This window comes from Scandinavium sp. (assembly GCF_051650185.1).
GTDB lineage: Bacteria > Pseudomonadota > Gammaproteobacteria > Enterobacterales > Enterobacteriaceae > Scandinavium.
This window is the reverse complement of record NZ_JBOFIN010000157.1, coordinates 1-21,293: the sequence shown is the minus strand read 5'-3', so window position 1 is coordinate 21,293 and position 21,293 is coordinate 1. Positions and strand designations below refer to the sequence as shown.

Sequence of the window (21,293 nt, the reverse complement as noted above, 5' to 3'; positions counted from 1 at the left end):
TGTGTCCGCTATTCCTTAATGCTGTAAATTTGTTGTAAATTATTCCACCAAAAATGTGACGCAGGTCATATTGAAAGCTTCTCTCCCTGGACAATCGTTCCTTTTATTCCGCGTTTCGCTTATTCTAGCTGAAGCGTTTCAGTCGATTAAATGTTCGACAAATAATCAATCAGTCGCAGTTTGTGACAGCAGGGATTCCTTTCCGGGTGAGGCTGGACTACGCTTTCAGCCACTCAATATCAGGGAAAGCCTTGCAGGAGACCTATGACCGTACGCGTAGCGATTAATGGCTTCGGTCGCATTGGACGTAACGTGGTTCGTGCTTTATATGAATCCGGGCGTCGTGCGGAGATAACCGTGGTGGCAATCAACGAACTGGCGGATGCTGCGGGCATCGCGCACTTGTTGAAATATGACACCAGCCATGGGCGCTTTGCCTGGGATGTACGCCAGGAGCGGGAACAGCTGTTTGTGGGCGAAGATGCCATCCGTTTACTGCACGAGCCTTCCGTTGAGCAATTGCCGTGGCGTGAACTGGGTGTGGATGTGGTGCTGGACTGCACCGGCGTCTACGGTACGCGAGCCGACGGGGAAGCCCATCTTGCCGCTGGCGCAAAGAAAGTGCTCTTTTCACATCCTGGCAGCAATGACCTTGACGCAACGGTGGTTTACGGGGTCAATCACCACGAATTGATGTCTGACCATCGCCTTGTCTCCAACGCCTCCTGCACGACGAACTGCATTATTCCTGTCATTAAACTGCTTGATGATGCCTGGGGCATCGAATCTGGCACGGTCACGACAATCCACTCGGCGATGCACGATCAGCAGGTGATCGACGCGTACCATCCGGACTTACGTCGCACCCGTGCGGCCAGCCAGTCGATCATTCCGGTCGACACCAAACTGGCGGCAGGTATCACCCGAATTTTCCCGCAGTTTAATGACCGTTTTGAAGCGATTGCGGTGCGAGTCCCGACGATTAACGTCACCGCCATCGATCTGAGCGTTACCGTGAAGAATCCGGTAAAAGCCTGTGAAGTCAACCTGTTGCTGCAAAAAGCGGCACAGGGGGCATTTCATGGTATAGTTGACTATACGGAATTACCGTTGGTCTCAATCGATTTTAACCACGATCCGCACAGTGCCATTGTTGACGGCACGCAGACGCGGGTCAGTGGCGCGCATCTGATCAAAACGCTGGTCTGGTGTGATAATGAATGGGGTTTCGCTAACAGAATGCTCGACACAACGTTAGCGATGGCCGCTACAGGTTTCAGGTAAGGCGCGAGTGCGTCTGCAAAACTTTAGAATCAACGAGAGGATTCACCATGTCTGTAATTAAGATGACCGATCTGGATCTGGCTGGTAAACGCGTTTTCATCCGTGCCGATCTGAACGTTCCAGTAAAAGACGGTAAAGTCACCAGCGACGCGCGTATCCGTGCTTCCCTGCCAACCATCGAACTGGCGCTGAAACAGGGCGCGAAAGTGATGGTAACTTCCCACCTGGGTCGTCCGACCGAAGGCGAGTACAACGAAGAATTCTCTCTGCTGCCTGTTGTTAACTATCTGAAAGACAAACTGTCTAATCCAGTTCGTCTGGTAAAAGATTACCTCGATGGCGTTGAAGTGGCTGCCGGTGAACTGGTGGTTCTGGAAAACGTTCGCTTCAACAAAGGCGAGAAAAAAGACGACGAAGCGCTGTCCAAAAAATACGCTGCACTGTGCGATGTCTTTGTGATGGATGCATTCGGTACTGCGCACCGTGCGCAGGCTTCTACCCACGGTATCGGCAAATTTGCTGACGTCGCTTGTGCAGGCCCGCTGCTGGCTGCTGAGCTGGATGCCCTGGGCAAAGCGCTGGGTAACCCAGCTCGTCCAATGGTTGCGATTGTGGGTGGTTCTAAGGTTTCTACCAAACTGACCGTTCTGGATTCCCTGTCGAAAATCGCTGACCAGCTGATCGTTGGCGGTGGTATCGCCAACACCTTCGTTGCCGCTCAAGGCCACAACGTCGGTAAATCCCTGTACGAAGCGGACCTGGTTGACGAAGCAAAACGTCTGCTGACCACTTGCGATATCCCGGTTCCAACAGACGTTCGCGTCGCGACTGAGTTCTCTGAAACCGCAGCGGCAACCCTGAAATCTGTTAACGACATCAAAGATGAAGAGCAGATTCTGGACCTCGGTGACGTTTCTGCACAGAAACTGGCTGAAATCCTGAAAAACGCCAAAACTATTCTGTGGAACGGTCCGGTTGGCGTATTCGAATTCCCGAACTTCCGCAAAGGGACTGAGATCGTAGCAAATGCTATCGCAGACAGCGAAGCGTTCTCTATCGCAGGCGGCGGTGACACTCTGGCAGCTATCGACCTGTTCGGTATCTCAGACAAGATTTCCTACATCTCCACTGGCGGCGGCGCATTCCTCGAATTCGTGGAAGGCAAAGTTCTGCCGGCAGTAGCGATGCTCGAAGAGCGCGCTAAGAAGTAAGTCAATTGAGGGTTAGCGAAAGCTAACCCCATTTTCAGCGTGCTTAAGGCTCGCACCTCTTTTTTCGGCCGAAGATACAGGACTACGTAACATGTCTAAAATTTTTGATTTCGTAAAACCGGGCGTCATCACAGGTGACGACGTACAGAAAGTTTTCCAGGTAGCTAAAGAAAACAACTTCGCTCTGCCAGCAGTAAACTGCGTCGGCACTGACTCCATCAACGCGGTTCTGGAAACTGCTGCGAAGGTTAAAGCGCCAGTTATCGTTCAGTTCTCTAACGGTGGTGCTGCTTTCATCGCGGGTAAAGGCGTGAAGACCGACGTTCCTCAGGGCGCAGCAATCCTGGGCGCAATCTCTGGTGCGCATCACGTTCACCAGATGGCTGAGCACTACGGTGTTCCGGTTATCCTGCACACTGACCACTGCGCGAAGAAACTGCTGCCGTGGATCGACGGTCTGCTGGATGCGGGTGAAAAACACTTCGCGGCTACCGGTAAGCCACTGTTCTCTTCTCACATGATTGACCTGTCTGAAGAGTCTCTGGAAGAGAACATCGAAATCTGTTCCAAATACCTGGCGCGCATGTCCAAAATCGGCATGACCCTGGAAATCGAACTGGGTTGCACCGGTGGTGAAGAAGACGGTGTGGACAACAGCCACATGGACGCTTCTGCCCTGTACACTCAGCCAGAAGACGTTGACTACGCTTACACCAAACTGAACGCTATCAGCCCACGTTTCACCATCGCGGCTTCTTTCGGTAACGTACACGGTGTTTACAAGCCAGGTAACGTGGTTCTGACCCCGACTATCCTGCGTGATTCTCAGGAATACGTGTCCAAAAAACACAACCTGCCGCACAACAGCCTGAACTTCGTCTTCCACGGCGGTTCCGGTTCTTCTGCTCAGGAAATCAAAGACTCCGTAAGCTACGGCGTAGTGAAAATGAACATCGATACCGACACCCAATGGGCAACCTGGGACGGTATCCTGCAATACTACAAAACCAACGAAGCTTACCTGCAGGGCCAGCTGGGCAACCCGAAAGGCGACGACCAGCCGAACAAGAAATACTACGATCCGCGCGTATGGCTGCGCTCAGCTCAGTCCTCCATGATCACGCGTCTGGAGCAGGCATTCAAAGAACTGAACGCGGTTGACGTTCTGTAATTTTTTGCCTTTCGTTTTCTGCCCTAAGCCCGCTTAATAGCGGGCTTTTTTATTGCTTTTTCAACATGATGATTCCCTCTGATTTTGTGATCTGTTTGGCATTACAGACGATTCTTGTTTAACCTTAACAGACTGCCTTTTTGCAGAGTCGTCGAGTTTTGTGTTCCCTTTTGGGTTGCTATAAGGATTATCAGATGGAAGATTTGAATGTTGTCGACAGTATTAATCATGCTGGTTCGTGGCTGGTGCGCAATCAGGCGCTGCTGCTGAGCTATGCGGTGAATATCGTCGCCGCGATCGCCATTATTATCGTCGGGATGATTGTTGCCCGACTGGTGTCCAATGCGGTAAACCGTGTGATGCGCGCCCGGCAGATTGATGCCACCGTGGCTGACTTCCTTTCCGCGATGCTGCGTTACGCCATTATCGCTTTCACATTGATTGCCGCCCTGGGGCGCGTCGGTGTCCAGACGGCTTCCGTTATCGCCGTTCTGGGTGCCGCAGGTTTAGCGGTCGGTCTGGCATTGCAGGGCTCGCTGTCCAATCTGGCGGCAGGCGTGCTGCTGGTGATGTTCCGCCCATTCCGTGCCGGCGAGTATGTTGATCTGGGCGGCGTGGCTGGCACTGTGCTTAATGTGCAGATTTTCTCCACCACCATGCGCACCGTGGATGGCAAAATCGTGGTTATCCCGAACGGGAAAATCATCGCCGGGAACATCATTAACTTCTCCCGCGAACCGGTTCGTCGCAATGAATTCATCATTGGGGTGGCGTATGACTCTGACATCGATAAGGTCAAACAGCTGCTCACCAACATCATTCAGTCAGATGAACGCATCATCAAAGATCGTGAAATGACGGTTCGCCTGAATGAGCTTGGGCCATCCGCCATGAATTTTGTTGTCCGTACCTGGAGCAAAAGCAGCGACCTGCAAAACGTCTACTGGGATGTGCTGGAGCGCGTAAAACGCGACTTTGACGCCAACGGTATCAGCTTCCCGTTCCCACAAATGGATGTGAACTTCAAACGGGCGAAAGAGCAGGCCGAGGCCGCGTAGTCTTACTCGTTAACGACAAGCCCGCTTTAAGCGGGCTTTTCGTTTTCTATTTACTTTAAATGAATAGCTATGCGAAAAAAGTTGCTCACGCCAATTATTAATGTAGCTAATAAGGTATTAAAATTATCCATTTCCTCTAATGTTATGCCCGCGCTATAGTCTCGCCATCGACAAGTAATTCAGAGAAATTAATCATGTTATCTTATTATTTTCAGGGGCTTGCCCTTGGCGCTGCCATGATCCTGCCTCTTGGGCCACAGAACGCTTTTGTGATGAATCAGGGCATCCGCCGTCAGTATCACATCATGATTGCTTTTCTCTGCGCCCTCAGTGATTTGCTCTTGATATGCGCAGGCATCTTTGGCGGAAGTGCTTTGCTGATGCAGTCAGAATGGTTAATGGCGGGCGTCACCTGGGGCGGCGTAGCCTTTTTATTGTGGTACGGATTTGGTGCGCTGAAAACGGCGATGGGCAGCAATCTGGAGCTCGCGAGTACGGAAGTGATGAAGCAGGGGCGCTGGAAAATTATCGCCACAATGCTGGCGGTGACGTGGCTTAATCCGCATGTCTATCTGGATACGTTTGTGGTGCTGGGAAGTCTGGGCGGGCAACTGGATGTGGAACCGAAGCGCTGGTTTGCACTGGGCACCGTCAGCGCCTCGTTTTTATGGTTCTTTGGCCTGGCTTTGCTGGCCGCCTGGCTTGCTCCACGTCTGCGCACGGCTCGGGCGCAACGCATCATCAATTTACTGGTGGGCCTGGTGATGTGGTTTATCGCTTTTCAACTGGCAAAAGAAGGGATCTCCCATGTTCACGCCTTGTTCAACTAAGCCATGTCTTATGGACATTTAGTCCTCAGAAGCTAAGCTTGCAGGCATGCGCCCTGTTTCGGGTGAATACGTAACATGGAGGAACGACAGTGAAGTTTAAAGTGATGGCCCTGGCGGCATTAGTGGGATTAAGTACAGTGTCGGTGCAGGCAAATGAATTGCCGGATGGACCGCACATTGTCACCTCAGGCACGGCAAGCGTTGATGCGGCACCCGATATCGCCACGCTGGCAATCGAAGTGAACGTTGCAGCGAAAGACGCGGCATCGGCCAAGAAGCAAGCGGACGATCGTGTTGGTCAGTATCTCTCTTTCCTTGAGCAGAACGGTGTCGCCAAAAAAGACATCAGCTCTGCGAACCTGCGTACCCAACCGGATTACGACTACCAGAATGGTAAAAGCATTCTGAAAGGTTATCGTGCCGTGCGTACGGTGGAAGTCACTTTGCGTCAGCTTGATAAACTGAACTCACTGCTGGACGGCGCACTGAAAGCGGGGCTGAATGAAATTCGTTCCGTCTCACTGGGCGTTGCGCAACCGGATGAGTATAAGGATAAAGCACGTAAAGCGGCCATTGATGATGCGATTCATCAGGCAACGGCGTTGGCTTCCGGTTTCAACGCGAAACTGGGGCCGGTGTACAGCGTGCGCTACCACGTTTCTAACTATCAGCCGAGCCCAATGGTACGGATGATGAAAGCGAGTGCGGCTCCAGCAGCAGACGCGCAGGAAACTTACGAGCAGCCGACCATTCAGTTCGACGATCAGGTTGATGTGGTGTTCCAGCTAGAACCGACTCAGGCAGCACCGCAGAAAGCGGCGGAGCCTGAGAAGACGCCAGAGCCGCAGAAACCCGCTCAGTAGCAGAGAGTCTTTCATAAAAAAGCCGGGGATTTCCCGGCTTTTCTGTTTAATCCTGGCGTAAAACCTTATGCCCATATTCCAGCAGCGCGTCCGTCACCCGACGCATCATGCGGCTCTCCGGGGCGAAGCGATGCCAGTAGAGCATCCGGCGCTGGAACAGGCCAGGCGTCAGGTCGATAAGCTCTCCGCTATCCAGTTCGCGTTCAATTTGCAGATGCGGGATCATACAGCAGGTGGTGCCCTGGCGGGCTAACTGGACGAAGGCTTCGGACGAGTTGACGATGTGGCACGGCACGCTGCCCGGCGGTAAATCGAAGTGCTGTTGCAGGAACGCCTGATGCATATCATCCAGATGATCAAACGCAACAACCGGGGCTTTGAGCAGGGCAGAGCGTGTTACGCCATTTGGGAAGTAACGTTGCGCAAACGACTTTGATGCCACGAACAGATAGTCCAGAGCACCAAGTTGATCGACCAGGCAGCTCGGCAGCGCCTGCGGCTGGATACTGACTGCACCAACGACTTCGCCCCGACGTAAACGTTCCTGGGTACGGGTTTCATCTTCCACCTGAATGTTCAGGCGGATGGGGGAATCAGAAAGAACGGCCGAAAGGGCAGGCAACAGCCAGGTCGCCAGGCTGTCGGCGTTCACCGCCAGTGACAACAGCAGCGGCGTGGAGCCGGTTTGCTCATCGCCGAGCCACTCTTCTTCCAGCAGTTCAACCTGACGCAACAGAGCCAGCAATTTCTGACCTTGCTCCGTAGGACGCGGTGGAACAGTACGCACCAGCAGCGGTTGGCCGAACATATTTTCCAGCTGTTTAATACGCTGGGAGACGGCGGACTGGGTAATACACAGCTTTTGTGCGGCGCGTTCAAACCCGCGTTCCCGAATGACCGCATCCAGTGCCTGTAGTGTTCTGTAGTCCGGACGTTTCATGTGTTCTGACGGGCTCCTTATTCTTCGTTACCTCGCACTATGACATAAATTTACGTTTGATACAGATCGAAATTGGCGACGTTCACAAGGGCGCTGCGCGGACATTTCTGGCATGAATGATCTATAATGCGCGCCATCCCATCACACCACAGGCAAAAACCATGACGCAGGATGAACTGAAAAAAGCAGTTGGCTGGGCAGCACTTCAATACGTCCAACCGGGCACCATCGTAGGGGTGGGCACCGGCTCCACCGCGGCGCATTTTATTGATGCGCTGGGCACGATGAAAGGCCAGATTGAAGGGGCAGTCTCCAGCTCGGATGCTTCAACCGAAAAGCTGAAAAGCCTCGGTATTCACGTTTTTGATCTCAATGAAGTGGATCGTCTCGGCATTTATGTCGATGGCGCGGACGAAATTAACGATCACATGCAGATGATCAAAGGCGGTGGCGCAGCGTTGACCCGCGAGAAGGTCATCGCGTCCGTGGCTGACAAGTTTATCTGCATCGCTGATGCTTCCAAGCAGGTGGCGATTCTGGGCAAATTCCCGCTGCCGGTGGAAGTGATCCCAATGGCGCGCAGCGCGGTGGCTCGTGAGCTGGTGAAGCTGGGTGGTCGTCCGGAATATCGTCAGAATGTGGTGACGGATAACGGCAACGTGATCCTTGACGTGCATGGTCTGGAAATTCTTGATGCTGTCGCGCTGGAAAATACCATCAACGGTATTCCTGGCGTGGTCACCGTTGGACTGTTTGCCAATCGTGGCGCAGACGTGGCGCTGATTGGTACGGCTGATGGCGTGAAAACCATCGTAAAATGATCTGACGGGGGCGCAGGCTGCCCCCGTAAAAAATTTCAGCCAGGTTAAATTTGGTGACTTGTGTCACATTTCATGGCTTCATCTCAATTACGCACTGTGTGTGGATTCCCACCCAGCATTTTATGCTGACAATTACCGCTGAATGACATTTCCTCAGGATGCCGACGCAAACGTTCATATTGCCGCAATAGATTTTTTTGATATGTTGGCTCGGGTGGACATTCGTTCACCACAACATCACGACAAGAAAGACAGGGCGGGGAAATGGCTAAGGTATCGCTGGAAAAAGACAAGATTAAGTTTCTGCTGGTCGAAGGTGTGCACCAAAAAGCACTCGATAGCCTTCGTGCGGCAGGCTACACCAACATTGAGTTTCATAAAGGCGCGCTCGACGCTGAGCAACTGAAAGAGTCGATCCGTGATGCCCATTTCATCGGCCTGCGCTCCCGTACGAATTTAACCGAAGAGATTATCCAGGCGGCTGAAAAGCTGGTGGCAATTGGCTGCTTCTGTATCGGCACCAACCAGGTTGATCTGAACGCTGCGGCCAAACGCGGCGTACCAGTCTTCAACGCCCCGTTCTCCAATACCCGCTCAGTGGCTGAATTGGTGATTGGCGAGCTGCTGCTGCTGCTGCGTGGCATTCCTGAAGCGAACGCCAAAGCGCACCGCGGTATCTGGAATAAACTGGCGGCGGGCAGTTTTGAAGCGCGTGGTAAAAAGCTCGGGATCATCGGTTACGGGCATATCGGCACCCAACTCGGCATTCTGGCGGAATCGCTGGGCATGCACGTGTTCTTCTATGATATCGAAAACAAACTACCACTGGGTAACGCGACCCAGGTTCAGCATTTGTCTGACTTGCTGAACATGAGCGATGTGGTGAGTCTGCACGTTCCGGAAAATGCATCCACCAAAAATATGATGGGTGCGGAAGAACTGGCGCTGATGAAGCCCGGTTCTCTGCTGATCAACGCCGCTCGCGGTACCGTAGTGGATATTCCTGCGTTGTGCGATGCGCTGGCACGTAAGCATCTCGCAGGTGCGGCGATTGACGTGTTCCCAACGGAGCCGGCAACCAACAGCGATCCGTTCACTTCTCCACTGTGCGAATTCGACAACGTCATCCTGACTCCACACATCGGCGGTTCGACTCAGGAAGCGCAGGAAAATATCGGTCTGGAAGTGGCGGGTAAACTCTCGAAGTACTCCGATAACGGTTCCACGCTGTCTGCGGTGAACTTCCCTGAAGTTTCTCTGCCATTACACGGTGGCCGCCGTCTGCTACACATTCACGAAAACCGTCCTGGCGTACTGACGGCCATCAACCAGATTTTTGCTGAGCAAGGCGTGAACATCGCCGCGCAGTATCTGCAAACCACGCCGCAAATGGGCTATGTGGTTATTGATATCGAAGCGGAAGAAGATGTCGCAGAGAAAGCGTTGCAAAGCATGAAGGCGATTCCGGGGACGATTCGCGCTCGTCTGCTTTACTGATTGATATGATTGCCCGGCGGCGCCTTGCTTGCCGGGCCGACGTATTTACGATTTTTGTAGGCCTGGTAAGCGCAGCGCCACCGGGCAACAAATTCACCAACTCCACACCTTCGTAGGCGTCACCACCGCAGGCAGCGGGATATCCCACTTTTCCACCGGCAAGGCATCAACGTGCTGGCAATCATGCGCATAGCCAACGGGATGCAGGCCATGTTGCTGCCAGTTTTGCAGGGTGCGATCGTAAAAACCACCGCCCATCCCCAGACGTTGACCCTGGCTGTCAAAGGCAACCAGCGGCGTTATCAGAACATCCAGCTCGTCGAGCGGCAAAACATCTCGTGCATCCAGCTTAGGCTCATGAATTTTCAGGCGGTTAAATACTAATTCAGAATGAGGATGGTAATGCAGAAACAGCAGATTTCCCGGGCTGAAAGGATGCAGAACCGGCAAATAGACTCGCTTGCCGCTACGCCAAAGTTGCTCGATCAACGGTTGGGTATCCAGCTCGCCATCAAAAGAGAGAAACAAAGCCACAGTATGCGCCATCACAACGGGCGAATAGGCCATCATGCGTGAAGCAGCTTGTTGAGCGAAATGACGTTGTTGTTCGGCGGTTAGCGCGCGGCGCTGTTGCCGGATAGTCTGGCGAATGAGTTGTCTTGATGAAGTGACTACAGAATGTCGTGTCATGGCAGAAGAGGAAGGTAGGGAATCTCCGAGATGCCGCCGCAGGCTGTAACCCTTGAACCCTTGGTTCAAGGTGAATGTGTCGTCACAGTTTTAAGGCTTCTCGGACGGACCGAGCATGCTCACCAACCGTGGAGCGCCACATTCTTGTGGTATGAAATATCGGCTCAGGGGACTGGCCCGCTTGCGAACATCTCAGAGAAATTTGGTCTTCAGGGTCACTCTACCATAGTTAACCATGAAGTGTTATTCAAAGTTGGGCGCCGTTCTTTCGGTAATGCGACCCTGATCAAGCAGCGCTTGTTCGATGGTCTGTTGGAGCATCCGAATTCGGGTTTCCATACTGGCAGCGTAGTCACGGGTCTTCGTTCTTTCCTGCGTCAGCTCGTAGCTGATATTCAGGGCGGCGATAAACACCAGCTGCTCAGTATTTGTGACTCTAGTGCGTTCTTTTAGATCTTGCAACCGCTGATTCAGATCGTCCGCGGCCTGATTAAGGGCATCCCTTTGTTCAGGCGGGCAATTCACTCGCAGTGAACGGCCAAAAATTTGGATATCGACGGGTTCTGCAGACATGCCACCTTCCTGCTGATTGACTGCGCTGCCTCCGCATCCCGCACTGGGGTCCGCGAAGGGGCGACACTATAGCTACCCCAGTGTGAACATACAAGCCCTTTTCTGGTTCACCAGGGTCCAAAGTGGTAGCATAACATGAACTTCCCCCCAACGACGACGAATGCGCATGTCTATACAGAATGAAATGCCTGGTTACCACGACGTTAACCAGTTACTTAACCAGCAGGGAGTAGGCCTAACGCCTGCTGAGATGCACGGGCTGATTAGCGGCATGCTGTGTGGCGGCAACAAAGACAGCAGCTGGCTGCCGTTGGTTCATGACCTGACCAATGAAGGGATGGCATTTGGCCATCAACTGGCTGAAGTGCTGCGTAAGATCCACGCGGTCACCAGCGATGCGCTGGAAGATGAAGGCTTTTTATTCCAGCTTTACATGCCGGACGGTGATGAAGTCAGCGTCTTCGAGCGCGCCGATGCGCTGGCGGGCTGGGTCAACCACTTCCTGTTAGGCCTGGGCGTGACTCAGCCGAAGCTGGATAAAGTGAAAGGTGAAACCGGCGAAGCCATTGACGATCTGCGTAACATTGCGCAACTCGGCTACGACGAAGATGAAGATCAGGAAGAGCTGGAGATGTCGCTCGAGGAGATCGTTGAGTACGTGCGAGTAGCCGCTTTGTTGTGCCACGATACCTTCACGCATCCGCAGCCTACCGCGCCGGAAGTGCAGAAACCGACCTTACACTAAAAACAAGAATGCTCTGGAGGGTGTCATGACACAGCAGGAATACCTTCAGCGTCGGCAGAAGCTGCTGGCGCAAATGCCATCCGGCAGCGCGGCACTGATCTTCGCCGCACCGGAAGCTATTCGCAGCGCGGATACGGAATACCCGTATCGCCAAAGCAGTGATTTTAGCTACTTCACCGGGTTTAACGAACCGGAAGCGCTGCTGGTGCTGATCAAAAGTGATGACACCCACAATCACAGCGTGCTGTTTAACCGCGTCCGCGATCTGACAGCTGAAATTTGGTTTGGCCGCCGTTTAGGCCAGGAAGCCGCGCCCGAGAAACTGGGTGTGGATCGAGCGCTGGCGTTCAGTGAAATCGACGAGCAACTTTATCAGCTCCTCAACGGTCTGGATGCGGTGTATCACGCTCAGGGCGAGTATGCTTATGCGGATAACATTGTATTCGCTGCGCTGGATAAGCTGCGTAAAGGCTCGCGCCAGAACCTGAAAGCGCCGTCTTCAGTCGTTGACTGGCGACCGCTGGTTCATGAAATGCGCTTGTTCAAATCGGCAGAAGAAATCGACGTTATGCGCCGGGCAGGGGAGATCTCCGCGCTGGCGCATACGCGTGCGATGGAAAAATGCCGGCCAGGCATGTTCGAGTATCAGCTTGAAGGTGAAATTCATCATGAGTTTAACCGCCATGGCGCGCGCTACCCTTCATACAACACGATTGTTGGCGGCGGCGAAAATGGCTGCATTCTTCACTACACCGAAAATGAATTCGAACTGCGCGACGGCGATTTAGTCCTGATTGACGCGGGCTGTGAATATCAAGGCTATGCGGGTGATATCACGCGCACCTTCCCGGTAAACGGCAAGTTCAGCCCAGCCCAGCGTGAGATTTACGACATCGTGCTCGACTCCCTCGAAACGGCGCTCTCGCTCTATCGCCCAGGCACAACGATTCAGGATGTGACCGGCGAAGTCGTGCGCATTATGGTTACGGGGCTGGTGAAACTGGGCATTTTGCAGGGCGATATCGATCAGCTCATCACTGACAACGCACACCGTAAATTCTTCATGCATGGCCTGAGTCATTGGCTGGGAATGGATGTGCATGATGTGGGCTATTACGGTCCTGATCGCTCACGCGTGCTGGAACCCGGTATGGTGTTAACCGTGGAACCCGGCCTGTACATTGCGCCGGATGCTGATGTGCCAGAGCGCTATCGTGGCATCGGCATTCGCATCGAAGATGACATTGTGATCACGGCAACCGGAAACGAGAACCTCACGGCAAGCGTGGTGAAGCAGGCTGATGATATTGAAGCGCTGATGGCGGCGCAAAAAGCATGAGTGTCATCATCGTCGGCGGAGGAATGACGGGGGCAACGCTTGCGTTAGCCCTTTCTCATCTCAGTAAAGGGCAGTTACCTGTCCATCTGGTTGAAGCGGTTTCGCCTGAGTCTCAGCAACACCCCGGGTTTGATGCCCGGGCCATTGCGCTTGCGGCTGGAACTTGCCAGCAGCTTGAGCGAGTCGGTATCTGGCAGGCGATTCGCGATTGCGCAACGGCCATTCGCACCGTGCACGTCAGCGATCGCGGCCATGCGGGTTTTGTCACGCTTGAGGCAGAGGATTACCACTTGCCCGCCCTGGGGCAGGTAGTGGAATTGCATGATGTCGGCCAGCGTCTCTTCTCCATGTTGCGCAAAGCCCCTGGCGTCACCTTGCACTGCCCGGCGCGAGTCGAACAGTTTAGCCGAAGCCAGGATCGGGTCGACGTCACGCTGGACAATGGCACCGTCCTGACAGGCAAATTGCTGGTGGCGGCTGACGGTTCCCGTTCAGCCCTTGGTGAACAGTGCGGCATTGCCTGGCAGCAGCAGCCTTATGAACAGCTGGCCGTCATTGCTAATGTGACCACGGCGTTACCCCATCAAGGGCGAGCGTTCGAGCGTTTCACGCAGCATGGCCCGTTGGCGATGTTACCGATGTCAGATGGGCGTTGCTCGCTGGTGTGGTGCCATCCTCTGGATAATCGCGATGATGTGCTCAGCTGGGCTGATGAACGTTTTTGTCATGAGCTTCAGCAAGCCTTTGGCTGGCGTCTGGGGCGCATTACGCACAGCGGCAGCCGCAGCGCTTATCCACTTTCTTTGATGACCGCGACGCGTGCTGTTTCGCACCGTTTAGCGTTAGTGGGCAATGCGGCGCAAACGCTGCACCCGATAGCCGGTCAGGGCTTCAACTTAGGGTTGCGTGATGTGATGTCGCTGGCGGAGATGCTGGCACAGGCAGACGATGCGGGCGACTATGCCTTGCTTTGCCAGTACCAAAAGCGCCGTGATACCGACAAAAATGCGACCATCGGCGTGACGGATGGCTTAGTGCATCTGTTCGCAAATCGCTGGGCGCCGCTGGTCGCCGGGCGCAACCTCGGCCTGATGGCCATGGAATTATTCAGTCCGGCGCGTGACGTGCTGGCTCAACGTACCCTCGGCAGAGTAGCGAGATAAGGGGTTTTTCAGTGCAAAGTGTTGATATCGCTATCGTTGGTGGTGGAATGGTGGGGCTGGCTGTCGCGTGTGGTTTACAGGGCAGCGGATTGCGAGTGGCGGTAATCGAACAAAACGAACCGCAGCCGGTCGCGCAAGATGCTGCGCCGCAGCTTCGTGTTTCAGCCATCAACGCCGCCAGCGAAAAATTACTCACCCGCCTTGATGTCTGGGCCGACATTATTGGTACGCGCGCCAGCCGTTATCACGGCATGGAAGTGTGGGATCAGGACAGCTTCGGCCGCATAAGCTTTGATGACGAAAGCCTTGGTTTCAGCCATTTGGGGCATATCGTGGAGAACAGCGTAATTAATCATGCGCTGTGGCAAAAAGCGCAGCGCTGTGCGGAGGTGACCTTATTGGCAAACGCCGAACTGGCGCAGGTCGCCTGGGGGGAAAACGAAGCGTTTCTCAGCCTGAAAGATGGCAGCATGCTGACCGCCCGCCTGGTGATTGGCGCTGATGGCGCCAACTCGTGGCTGCGCAATAAGGCAGATATTGCGCTTACCTCCTGGGATTATCGCCATCACGCGCTGGTGGCGACCATCCGTACGGCTGAGCCGCATCAGGCGATTGCGAGACAGGCATTTCACGGAGAAGGTATTCTGGCGTTTCTGCCACTGAGCGATCCGCATCTGTGTTCCATCGTCTGGTCTTTGTCGCCGCAGGATGCTGAAAAAATGCAGCATGCTGATGAAGCCGCGTTCAATCAGGCGCTCAGCGTGGCGTTCGATAACCGCCTTGGCCTTTGTCAGGTTGAGAGCGAACGGCTGGTCTTCCCGTTAACGGGGCGATACGCACGTCAGTTTGCCGCGCACCGTTTAGCGCTGGTGGGAGATGCCGCGCATACCATCCATCCTCTGGCGGGACAGGGTGTGAACCTGGGCTTTATGGATGCGGCAGAACTGATTGAAGAGATTCGTCGCCTGCACGCGCAAGGGAAAGACTTTGGTCAGCATTTCTATCTGCGTCGCTACGAGCGCAGCCGTAAGCACAGCGCTGCGTTGATGCTTGCCGGTATGCAGGGCTTCCGCGAACTGTTCGCTGGCGTCAACCCGGCGAAAAAACTGCTGCGCGATATCGGGTTAAAACTTGCCGATACGCTCCCCGGTGTCAAACCGCAGCTCATTCGTCAGGCTATGGGCCTGAACGATCTTCCTCGCTGGCTGCGTTAAGCCGATCACATTTCTCAGCCCGGCGGCCACGTCGGGTTTTCTCTCCTCGTTTGAAATAATCTAATTTTACGCACTTTTTCGCATTAGTTTTTTTAATCCAGCTAAAAAATCCCTACGGAAAATTCGCCCGATTTCCCACATGAAATACCATCATGCGCTGAATATTTTGCTTTGATGTTAATTTTATGTGGCATTAGTCGCAGTAAGCCAGACGATCGTTCTGTAGAGTTTTTCCAGCATTTTGGTCATAAGCTAATCTGATGGATTGCTCTGCCTTATGGTTTACCACGGTCTTCGGTGGTAACGTCAGGCAAAAGAGAACGTTTGCGTCGATGCCCAGGAGTGGTGTCGACGCTGGGCTTTGTGCAGCGTTTTTGCTCACAAAGCACCTGGCTGGCCCCGCTGACTCAACGAGGACAAAATGGCTCAACAGACGCCTTTGTATGAACAACACACGCTGTGCGGTGCCCGCATGGTGGACTTCCATGGCTGGATGATGCCGCTGCACTACGGCTCACAAATCGATGAGCACCACGCCGTACGCACCAGCGCTGGCATGTTCGATGTCTCCCACATGACCATCGTCGATTTACACGGCAGCCGCACTCGCGAATTCTTGCGTTACCTGCTCGCCAACGACGTGGCCAAACTGACCAAACCCGGCAAAGCGCTGTACACCGGCATGCTCAATGCCTCCGCCGGGGTCATTGATGATCTGATCGTTTATTTCCTCACTGAAGACTATTTCCGTCTCGTTGTTAACTCCGCCACCCGCGAAAAAGACCTTGCCTGGATCACTCAGCACGCTGAGCCGTACGGCATTGACATCACCGTGCGAGACGACCTGGCGCTGATTGCCGTTCAGGGCCCGGATGCTCAGGCGAAAGCTGGCAGTCTGCTCAATGACCAACAACGCAAAGCCGTTGAAGGCATGAAGCCGTTCTTTGGCGTGCAGGCAGGCGATTTGTTTATCGCCACAACCGGCTATACCGGCGAAGCAGGCTATGAAATCGCGCTGCCAAATGAAAAAGCTGCTGATTTCTGGCACGCGCTGGTCGAGACCGGCGTGAAGCCTTGCGGTCTGGGTGCACGCGACACGCTGCGTCTGGAAGCGGGCATGAACCTGTATGGTCAGGAGATGGACGAAGGCGTTTCACCTCTGGCGGCAAGCATGGGCTGGACTATTGCGTGGGAACCGGCAGACCGTGATTTTATCGGGCGTGAAGCGCTGGAGTCACAGCGTCAGCATGGCACCGAACAGTTGGTTGGCCTGGTCATGACGGAAAAAGGCGTACTGCGCGGTGAGCTGCCAGTCCGCTTCAGCGATGCTCAGGGCAATCAGCACGAAGGCATTATCACCAGCGGCACTTTCTCGCCAACGCTTGGCTACAGCATCGCGCTGGCTCGCGTTCCGGCAGGTATCGGCGAAACAGCGGTAGTGCAAATTCGCAATCGTGAAATGCCGGTCAAAGTGACCAAACCTGTTTTTGTACGCGCCGGCAAAGCCGTCGTGTAATCGATTATTTTTTCTGGAGAAATTTTAATGAGCAATGTACCGGCAGAACTGAAATACAGCAAAGAACACGAATGGCTGCGTAAAGAAGCAGACGGCTCTTACACCGTTGGGATCACCGAGCACGCACAAGAGCTGCTGGGCGACATGGTGTTTGTTGACCTGCCAGACGTGGGCAAAACCGTAGAAGCAGGCGATGACTGTGCAGTGGCTGAGTCCGTGAAAGCGGCCTCCGATATCTACGCGCCAATCAGCGGTGAAATCGTGGCCGTCAACGATGAGCTGAGCGATTCCCCTGAACTGGTGAACAGCGAGCCGTATGCCGCAGGCTGGATCTTCAAAATCAAAGCCAGCAATGAAGCTGAAGTTGCCGCGCTGCTGGATGCCACTGCGTACGAAGCTCTGTTAGAAGACGAGTAATTCATTATCCCCCTCTCCCTTGGGGAGAGGGTCGGGGAGAGGGGGAATGCGCCTCCTCCCCCCATTCCTTTTCGACGGGAATGACAGAACACTATTCACTGCACGCTTCAGGAACCCTCGCTCATGACACAGACGCTAAGTCAGCTTGAAAATCGCGGCGCTTTTATTGAACGCCATATTGGCCCGGATGCGGCACAGCAGCAGGACATGCTGAACGCCGTGGGCGCAGAGTCGCTGGATGCGCTGACCGGCCAGATCGTGCCGCAGGACATTCAGCTGGCAACGCCACCGCAGGTCGGTGAAGCGACGACCGAGTTCGCCGCGCTGGCTGAGCTGAAAGCCATCGCCAGCCGCAACAAGCGCTTTAAGTCTTACATTGGCATGGGCTACACCGCCGTGCAGCTGCCGCCAGTTATCCAGCGCAACATGCTGGAAAACCCAGGCTGGTACACCGCTTACACGCCTTATCAGCCGGAAGTCTCACAGGGCCGTCTGGAAGCGCTGCTGAACTATCAAACCGTCACGCTGGATTTAACCGGGCTGGATATCGCATCGGCTTCCCTGCTGGACGAAGCGACCGCCGCGGCAGAAGCCATGGCGATGGCTAAGCGCGTCAGCAAACTGAAAAACGCTAACCGCTTCTTCGTTGCTGCGGATATTCACCCGCAAACGCTGGATGTGGTTCGCACTCGCGCAGAAACCTTTGGCTTTGAAGTGATTGTCGACGACGCTGACAAAGCGCTCGATCACCAGGATGTGTTCGGCGTGCTGCTGCAACAGGTGGGCACCACCGGTGAAGTTCACGACTACAGCAAGCTGATTGCTGAGCTGAAAGAACGCAAAATCGTGGTGAGCGTTGCCGCTGACTTTATGGCGCTGGTGATGCTGACGGCACCTGGCAAGCAGGGCGCAGACATCGTCTTCGGCTCTGCACAACGCTTTGGTGTGCCAATGGGCTACGGCGGCCCACACGCAGCGTTCTTCGCGGCGAAAGATGAATTTAAACGCTCCATGCCAGGCCGTATTATCGGCGTGTCTAAAGATGCCGCCGGTAACACTGCGCTGCGCATGGCGATGCAGACTCGTGAGCAGCATATTCGCCGCGAGAAAGCGAACTCCAACATCTGTACTTCTCAGGTGCTGCTGGCAAATATCGCCAGCCTGTATGCCGTCTTCCACGGCCCGGTTGGCCTGAAGCGCATTGCAGGCCGCATCCACCGCCTGACCGATATTCTGGCGACGGGCTTGCAGCAAAAAGGCCTGAAGCTGCGTCATGAGCACTTCTTCGACACCCTGTGCGTGGAAGTTGCCGACAAAGCCGCCGTGCTGGCTCGTGCTGAAGCCGCAGAAATTAACCTGCGTAGCGACATCCTCAACGCTGTGGGCATCACGCTGGATGAAACCACCACTCGCGAAGACGTGCTGGCGCTGTTCAGCGTCCTGCTGGGCGACAACCACGGTCTGAACGTGGACGCGCTGGATAAAGACGTGGCGCACGACAGCCGTTCGATTCCGCAGGCGATGCTGCGCGAAGATGAAATCCTGACGCATCCGGTGTTCAACCGCTATCACAGCGAAACCGAGATGATGCGCTATATGCACTCTCTGGAGCGCAAAGATCTGGCGCTGAACCAGGCGATGATCCCGCTGGGTTCCTGCACCATGAAGCTGAATGCGGCGGCAGAGATGATCCCCATCACCTGGCCTGAGTTTGCAGAACTGCATCCGTTCTGCCCGGCCGATCAGGCGGAAGGGTATCATCAGATGATCAACCAGCTCTCCGACTGGCTGGTGAAACTGACCGGTTACGACGCACTGTGCATGCAGCCGAACTCCGGCGCGCAGGGTGAATACGCAGGCCTGCTGGCCATCCGTCACTATCATGAAAGCCGCAATGAAGGGCATCGCGATATCTGTCTGATCCCAAGCTCAGCGCACGGTACCAACCCGGCATCCGCACAGATGGCAGGGATGCAGGTTGTCGTGGTGGCCTGTGACAAACAAGGCAACATCGATCTGGCGGATCTGCGCGTGAAATCAGAGCAGGCTGGCCCGAACCTCTCCTGCATCATGGTGACGTACCCGTCAACTCACGGTGTGTATGAAGAGACTATCCGCGAAGTGTGCGAGATTGTGCATCAGTACGGCGGCCAGGTTTATCTCGACGGCGCGAACATGAATGCGCAGGTCGGCATCACTTCTCCGGGCTTTATCGGCGCGGACGTTTCACACCTCAACCTGCATAAAACCTTCTGTATCCCGCACGGCGGCGGCGGCCCGGGCATGGGTCCAATTGGCGTGAAAGCGCACCTGGCTCCGTTTGTGCCAGGCCACAGCGTGGTGCAGATTGAAGGCATGCTGACCCGTCAGGGCGCGGTTTCCGCAGCACCGTTTGGTAGCGCATCCATTCTGCCAATCAGCTGGATGTACATCCGCATGATGGGCGCGGAAGGGCTGAAGAAAGCGAGCCAGATGGCAATCCTGAATGCCAACTACATCGCGACCCGTTTGCAGGATGCTTATCCGGTGCTGTACACCGGCCGTGATGGTCGCGTGGCGCACGAGTGCATTCTCGATATTCGCCCACTGAAAGAAGAAACGGGCATCAGCGAGCTGGATATCGCCAAACGTCTTATCGATTACGGCTTCCACGCGCCGACCATGTCCTTCCCGGTAGCGGGCACGTTGATGGTTGAACCGACGGAATCAGAAAGCAAAGTTGAACTCGATCGTTTCATCGAGGCAATGCTGGCGATTCGCAGCGAAATCACCCGAGTGAAACAGGGCGAGTGGACGCTGGAAGACAACCCGCTGGTCAACGCGCCGCACACTCAGAACGAGTTAGTTTCCGAGTGGAATCATGGTTACACCCGCGAACTGGCGGTGTTCCCGGCCGGCATGGCGAACAAATACTGGCCGACGGTGAAACGCCTGGATGACGTTTACGGCGACCGTAACCTGTTCTGCTCCTGCGTGCCGATGAGCGAATATCAGTAAGTGATTCAGCTATCTTTTAAAGGCGCTTCGGCGCCTTTTTCTATGGGAGAACAAAATGGCAATGGCATTGGTCACAGGTGCGAGTCGTGGGATAGGTAAATCGACCGCGCTGCTTCTGGCACAGGTTGGTTATACCGTGGCGGTGAATTACCACCACAACATCAAAGCCGCGACGCAGGTGGTGAATGACATCATCGCCGCAGGGGGAAAAGCCTTCGCCGTGCGAGCGGATATCAGCGATGAAGCACAGGTGCTGGCCATGTTCGAGGCACTGGACAGAGAAGGCGAACCGCTGGCCGCATTGGTCAATAACGCCGGGATCTTGTTCCAGCAAAGCACCATTGAAGGGCTAAGCGCGGAACGAATCAACCGCGTGCTGAGCACCAACGTCACCGGATATTTTCTGTGTTGCCGGGAAGCCGTGAAGCGGATGTCGCACAAACATGGCGGCAAAGGCGGGGCTATCGTGAATGTCTCTTCGGCGGCTTCGAGATTGGGGGCGCCTTTCGAATATGTTGACTATGCGGCCTCTAAAGGGGCGGTGGATAGCTTAACGACCGGGCTGGCGCTGGAAGTGGCAGCGCAGGGCATTCGGGTGAACTGTGTGCGTCCTGGTCTGATTTATACCGAAATGCACGCGTCCGGCGGCGAGCCGGGCCGGGTTGACAGGGTGAAGTCGATGCTGCCGATGCAGCGCGGCGGTCAGCCGGAAGAGGTGGCGCAGGCGATTGTCTGGCTGCTGAGCGATAAAGCTTCTTACGTGACGGGCAGTTTTATGGAGTTATCGGGCGGACGGTAATTCCCCCTCACCCTAACCCTCTCCCCTGTACGGTCCGGAGACATCATGAACACTTGTTCGGGGACATGGTAGACACTTACAACTAAGGCATAAGAACCCGTTTATGGAGTCGCTTATGCCCTGGGATGCGAGAGATACCATGTCATTACGTACCGAGTTTGTTCT

19 protein-coding genes and 1 other RNA gene are annotated in these 21,293 nt (G+C 54.7%); 16 read left to right on the top strand and 4 right to left on the bottom strand.

Annotated elements, in window-relative coordinates; translation table 11 throughout:
* Nucleotides 1-264: 264 nt before the first annotated feature.
* The 6 genes from epd (at nucleotide 265) to ACRCWW_RS21765 (ending at nucleotide 6,417) form a co-directional block, all read left to right on the top strand.
* Nucleotides 265-1,284 (top strand): erythrose-4-phosphate dehydrogenase, encoded by a 1,020-nt coding sequence (epd, locus tag ACRCWW_RS21790; RefSeq protein ID WP_438684267.1) that lies wholly within the window; start codon nucleotides 265-267, stop codon nucleotides 1,282-1,284.
* Nucleotides 1,285-1,331: 47 nt separating this feature from the next.
* On the top strand, nucleotides 1,332-2,495 hold the full coding sequence (pgk, locus tag ACRCWW_RS21785) for a phosphoglycerate kinase (protein ID WP_438684266.1): 1,164 nt from the start codon (nucleotides 1,332-1,334) through the stop codon (nucleotides 2,493-2,495).
* 91 nt (nucleotides 2,496-2,586) lie between these two features.
* A complete protein-coding gene (gene fbaA, locus ACRCWW_RS21780; RefSeq protein WP_438684265.1) occupies nucleotides 2,587-3,666 on the top strand; it encodes a class II fructose-bisphosphate aldolase in 1,080 nt (359 codons plus the stop codon).
* Between the two features lie 194 nt (nucleotides 3,667-3,860).
* The gene (locus ACRCWW_RS21775; RefSeq protein ID WP_438684264.1) at nucleotides 3,861-4,724 is read left to right on the top strand and encodes a small-conductance mechanosensitive channel MscS; all 864 of its coding nucleotides are present in this window, start codon (nucleotides 3,861-3,863) and stop codon (nucleotides 4,722-4,724) included.
* Between the two features lie 194 nt (nucleotides 4,725-4,918).
* Complete coding sequence (gene argO, locus ACRCWW_RS21770) at nucleotides 4,919-5,554, top strand: arginine exporter ArgO (RefSeq protein WP_438684263.1); 636 nt, start codon at nucleotides 4,919-4,921, stop codon at nucleotides 5,552-5,554.
* Between the two features lie 89 nt (nucleotides 5,555-5,643).
* Nucleotides 5,644-6,417, top strand: a complete 774-nt coding sequence (locus ACRCWW_RS21765; protein ID WP_438684262.1) for an oxidative stress defense protein — start codon at nucleotides 5,644-5,646, stop codon at nucleotides 6,415-6,417.
* Nucleotides 6,418-6,463: 46 nt separating this feature from the next.
* Here ACRCWW_RS21765 and argP read toward each other — a convergent pair whose 3' ends face one another.
* Entirely contained in the window at nucleotides 6,464-7,357 is an 894-nt protein-coding gene (gene argP / locus ACRCWW_RS21760) for a DNA-binding transcriptional regulator ArgP (RefSeq protein WP_097162070.1), read from the bottom strand.
* A gap of 161 nt (nucleotides 7,358-7,518) precedes the next feature.
* Between argP and rpiA the strand changes: the two genes are divergently transcribed.
* Together rpiA and serA are read left to right on the top strand one after the other, a co-directional pair.
* The gene (gene rpiA, locus ACRCWW_RS21755; protein WP_438684261.1) at nucleotides 7,519-8,178 is read left to right on the top strand and encodes a ribose-5-phosphate isomerase RpiA; all 660 of its coding nucleotides are present in this window, start codon (nucleotides 7,519-7,521) and stop codon (nucleotides 8,176-8,178) included.
* A 264-nt stretch (nucleotides 8,179-8,442) separates the two neighbouring features.
* The gene (serA, locus tag ACRCWW_RS21750) at nucleotides 8,443-9,675 is read left to right on the top strand and encodes a phosphoglycerate dehydrogenase (protein ID WP_438684260.1); all 1,233 of its coding nucleotides are present in this window, start codon (nucleotides 8,443-8,445) and stop codon (nucleotides 9,673-9,675) included.
* 93 nt (nucleotides 9,676-9,768) lie between these two features.
* Here serA and ACRCWW_RS21745 read toward each other — a convergent pair whose 3' ends face one another.
* The 3 genes from ACRCWW_RS21745 to zapA all read right to left on the bottom strand — a co-directional run bounded on the left by ACRCWW_RS21745 (nucleotide 9,769) and on the right by zapA (nucleotide 10,938).
* The gene (locus ACRCWW_RS21745) at nucleotides 9,769-10,365 is read right to left on the bottom strand and encodes a 5-formyltetrahydrofolate cyclo-ligase (RefSeq protein ID WP_438684259.1); all 597 of its coding nucleotides are present in this window, start codon (nucleotides 10,363-10,365) and stop codon (nucleotides 9,769-9,771) included.
* Between the two features lie 18 nt (nucleotides 10,366-10,383).
* A non-coding RNA gene (ssrS, locus tag ACRCWW_RS21740) (6S RNA) lies at nucleotides 10,384-10,567 on the bottom strand.
* A 41-nt stretch (nucleotides 10,568-10,608) separates the two neighbouring features.
* Nucleotides 10,609-10,938, bottom strand: coding sequence for a cell division protein ZapA (zapA, locus tag ACRCWW_RS21735; RefSeq protein WP_330982767.1), 330 nt, complete (start codon nucleotides 10,936-10,938; stop codon nucleotides 10,609-10,611).
* A 166-nt stretch (nucleotides 10,939-11,104) separates the two neighbouring features.
* Between zapA and ACRCWW_RS21730 the strand changes: the two genes are divergently transcribed.
* The 8 genes from ACRCWW_RS21730 (at nucleotide 11,105) to ACRCWW_RS21695 (ending at nucleotide 21,128) form a co-directional block, all read left to right on the top strand.
* The gene (locus ACRCWW_RS21730) at nucleotides 11,105-11,683 is read left to right on the top strand and encodes a YecA/YgfB family protein (protein ID WP_330982768.1); all 579 of its coding nucleotides are present in this window, start codon (nucleotides 11,105-11,107) and stop codon (nucleotides 11,681-11,683) included.
* 25 nt (nucleotides 11,684-11,708) lie between these two features.
* Complete coding sequence (pepP, locus tag ACRCWW_RS21725; RefSeq protein ID WP_438684258.1) at nucleotides 11,709-13,022, top strand: Xaa-Pro aminopeptidase; 1,314 nt, start codon at nucleotides 11,709-11,711, stop codon at nucleotides 13,020-13,022.
* A complete protein-coding gene (gene ubiH, locus ACRCWW_RS21720; RefSeq protein WP_438684257.1) occupies nucleotides 13,019-14,185 on the top strand; it encodes a 2-octaprenyl-6-methoxyphenyl hydroxylase in 1,167 nt (388 codons plus the stop codon). The genes pepP and ubiH overlap by 4 nt, the downstream gene beginning before the upstream one ends.
* Before the next feature lie 11 nt (nucleotides 14,186-14,196).
* Nucleotides 14,197-15,399: an FAD-dependent 2-octaprenylphenol hydroxylase gene (gene ubiI, locus ACRCWW_RS21715; protein ID WP_438684256.1), complete on the top strand. Its 1,203-nt coding sequence runs from the start codon at nucleotides 14,197-14,199 to the stop codon at nucleotides 15,397-15,399.
* Between the two features lie 421 nt (nucleotides 15,400-15,820).
* Entirely contained in the window at nucleotides 15,821-16,915 is a 1,095-nt protein-coding gene (gcvT, locus tag ACRCWW_RS21710) for a glycine cleavage system aminomethyltransferase GcvT (protein WP_438684255.1), read from the top strand.
* 27 nt (nucleotides 16,916-16,942) lie between these two features.
* Nucleotides 16,943-17,332, top strand: a complete 390-nt coding sequence (gene gcvH, locus ACRCWW_RS21705; RefSeq protein ID WP_330982773.1) for a glycine cleavage system protein GcvH — start codon at nucleotides 16,943-16,945, stop codon at nucleotides 17,330-17,332.
* A gap of 123 nt (nucleotides 17,333-17,455) precedes the next feature.
* Nucleotides 17,456-20,329, top strand: a complete 2,874-nt coding sequence (gene gcvP / locus ACRCWW_RS21700; RefSeq protein ID WP_438684254.1) for an aminomethyl-transferring glycine dehydrogenase — start codon at nucleotides 17,456-17,458, stop codon at nucleotides 20,327-20,329.
* Between the two features lie 55 nt (nucleotides 20,330-20,384).
* Nucleotides 20,385-21,128, top strand: a complete 744-nt coding sequence (locus ACRCWW_RS21695; RefSeq protein WP_438684253.1) for an SDR family oxidoreductase — start codon at nucleotides 20,385-20,387, stop codon at nucleotides 21,126-21,128.
* The last annotated feature ends 165 nt before the right edge of the window (nucleotides 21,129-21,293 follow it).

Excerpts from the sequence above, each read along its gene's own strand:
- pgk (WP_438684266.1), top strand. The coding sequence starts at position 1,332 with ATGTCTGTAATTAAGATGACCGATCTGGATCTGGCTGGTAAACGCGTT.
- epd (WP_438684267.1), top strand. The coding sequence starts at position 265 with ATGACCGTACGCGTAGCGATTAATGGCTTCGGTCGCATTGGACGTAAC.
- ACRCWW_RS21730 (WP_330982768.1), top strand. The coding sequence starts at position 11,105 with ATGTCTATACAGAATGAAATGCCTGGTTACCACGACGTTAACCAGTTA.
- pepP (WP_438684258.1), top strand. The coding sequence starts at position 11,709 with ATGACACAGCAGGAATACCTTCAGCGTCGGCAGAAGCTGCTGGCGCAA.
- ubiH (WP_438684257.1), top strand. The coding sequence starts at position 13,019 with ATGAGTGTCATCATCGTCGGCGGAGGAATGACGGGGGCAACGCTTGCG.
- argO (WP_438684263.1), top strand. The coding sequence starts at position 4,919 with ATGTTATCTTATTATTTTCAGGGGCTTGCCCTTGGCGCTGCCATGATC.
- gcvH (WP_330982773.1), top strand. The coding sequence starts at position 16,943 with ATGAGCAATGTACCGGCAGAACTGAAATACAGCAAAGAACACGAATGG.
- zapA (WP_330982767.1), bottom strand. The coding sequence starts at position 10,938 with ATGTCTGCAGAACCCGTCGATATCCAAATTTTTGGCCGTTCACTGCGA.
- gcvT (WP_438684255.1), top strand. The coding sequence starts at position 15,821 with ATGGCTCAACAGACGCCTTTGTATGAACAACACACGCTGTGCGGTGCC.
- argP (WP_097162070.1), bottom strand. The coding sequence starts at position 7,357 with ATGAAACGTCCGGACTACAGAACACTACAGGCACTGGATGCGGTCATT.
- rpiA (WP_438684261.1), top strand. The coding sequence starts at position 7,519 with ATGACGCAGGATGAACTGAAAAAAGCAGTTGGCTGGGCAGCACTTCAA.
- serA (WP_438684260.1), top strand. The coding sequence starts at position 8,443 with ATGGCTAAGGTATCGCTGGAAAAAGACAAGATTAAGTTTCTGCTGGTC.
- gcvP (WP_438684254.1), top strand. The coding sequence starts at position 17,456 with ATGACACAGACGCTAAGTCAGCTTGAAAATCGCGGCGCTTTTATTGAA.
- ACRCWW_RS21745 (WP_438684259.1), bottom strand. The coding sequence starts at position 10,365 with ATGACACGACATTCTGTAGTCACTTCATCAAGACAACTCATTCGCCAG.
- ACRCWW_RS21695 (WP_438684253.1), top strand. The coding sequence starts at position 20,385 with ATGGCAATGGCATTGGTCACAGGTGCGAGTCGTGGGATAGGTAAATCG.
- fbaA (WP_438684265.1), top strand. The coding sequence starts at position 2,587 with ATGTCTAAAATTTTTGATTTCGTAAAACCGGGCGTCATCACAGGTGAC.
- ACRCWW_RS21775 (WP_438684264.1), top strand. The coding sequence starts at position 3,861 with ATGGAAGATTTGAATGTTGTCGACAGTATTAATCATGCTGGTTCGTGG.